This window comes from Rhizobium sp. YAF28 (assembly GCF_052113285.1).
Lineage (GTDB): Bacteria > Pseudomonadota > Alphaproteobacteria > Rhizobiales > Rhizobiaceae > Rhizobium.
On record NZ_JBFRCX010000030.1, the window covers coordinates 1 to 1,523 of the forward strand.

General features: G+C 70.5%; 2 protein-coding genes. Both read right to left on the reverse strand.

The annotated features are described in order from the left end of the window. Window positions 1-712, reverse strand: a 712-nt coding sequence (locus AB4Z13_RS32720; RefSeq protein WP_442207766.1) for an MFS transporter, incomplete at its 3' end; no start/stop codon positions are given. A 7-nt stretch (window positions 713-719) separates the two neighbouring features. After that, window positions 720-1,523: HlyD family secretion protein (locus tag AB4Z13_RS32725; RefSeq protein ID WP_442207767.1), on the reverse strand; the 804-nt coding region annotated here is incomplete at its 5' end.

Sequence of the window (1,523 nt, forward strand, 5' to 3'; positions counted from 1 at the left end):
TCACCAGCCAGAGTCGGTCCGCGTAGAAATCGTAGTAGGAACGCTGCAGCACATACAGGACCAGGAAGCTGCCCACGGCCAGCGCGGCCAGCCGAATCGGATGGGCGTCCGAGCGTTGCGCGGGCGGCGCCGTGGCCTCCGGCAGGACGCTGGTGGCCGGTAGCAGCGCCAGCGTACACCCGGCCACCAGCCAGAAGATCAGCGGCCAGCGGTCCGCGCTGACGATGGCGGAGGCCAGCCAGGGTGCCAGCGCCATGCCGCAGCACACGCCGGACGCCAGCGCCTTGATGCCGAAGAATCGCGCCGGGCTGGGCGGGATCAGGTTCACGGTCAGCCGCGACGACGTCACCATGCCGGCACAGCCGAGCGCCATGACCATGCGGGCGACCAGGAAGGTCTCGTAGCTGTCGGCATGGGCGCACAGGAGCGCCCCCAGCGCCGCCGCCATCAGCGACCCCTGGACGTAGCGCCGCCATCCCACGCGCTCCACGATCCAGCGCTGCAGCGCGATCACCACCACCGCCACGCTGGCGTAGGCCGCCGCGACGGTGCTGTACTGGTCCGGGCTCGCGCCGATCTCGCCCATGATCGGCGCGGCGGAGAAGGCCACCATGCCGTTCTGGAGGAAGTCGATCGTGGTCAGCGCGCCTATCGTCAGCAGGAGACGTCGGGGAGGCGCGGAGGGCATGGCGGAAGGCATGGCGGAGGTCATGGCGCGCCTAGGAGTTGTCGTCGATGATGCGGCGCACGTGCGCTTCGGCGCGCGCCAGTTCGTCCGCGAACACCGTGGTGCGGTAGTTCTGGCTGGAGGCGTCGATGGCCACCAGCCGCTTGCCGTCCCGGGCGCGCGTATCGACGGCGACCTTCATCGACAGGCCGATCTGTAGCGGGTGGGCCGTCACTTCCGCCGGGTCCAGCGCGATGCGCACCGGCACACGCTGCACCACCTTGATCCAGTTGCCGGTGGCGTTCTGCGCCGGCAGCAGCGCAAACGCGCTGCCGGTGCCGGCGTCCTGCCCGATGACCCGGCCGTGGTACACCACCCGCCGGCCGTACAGGTCGGTGGTCAGCGTCACCGGCTGGCCGAGGCGGATATCGCGCAACTGCGACTCCTTCAGGTTGGCCGTGACCCACAGGTGATCCAGCGGCACCACGGACATCATCGACACGCCCGGGCTGACGCGCTGCCCCACCTGCACCGAGCGCTTGGTCACCACGCCCCCCACCGGCGCCAGGATGCGCGTGCGCGAGAGGGCGATGCTGGCATTGCGCACCTGCGCGGCGGCGGCGAGCACATCGGGGTGAGACCCCACCGACGTCCGCTCGACCAGCGCCTGGTTGCGCTTGAGCTGCTCGCTGGCCATGGTCAGGGCGGCCTGTGCGGCGCGTACAGCATGGCGCGCATGGATCAGTTCTTCGCCCGAGATCGCCCCGCTGGCGACCAGCGCCGAGCGCCGCGTCATGTTCTCCTGCTCCCGCGCCAAGTCGACCGTGCGCAGTTCCACATTGGCGCGATCCTGGCC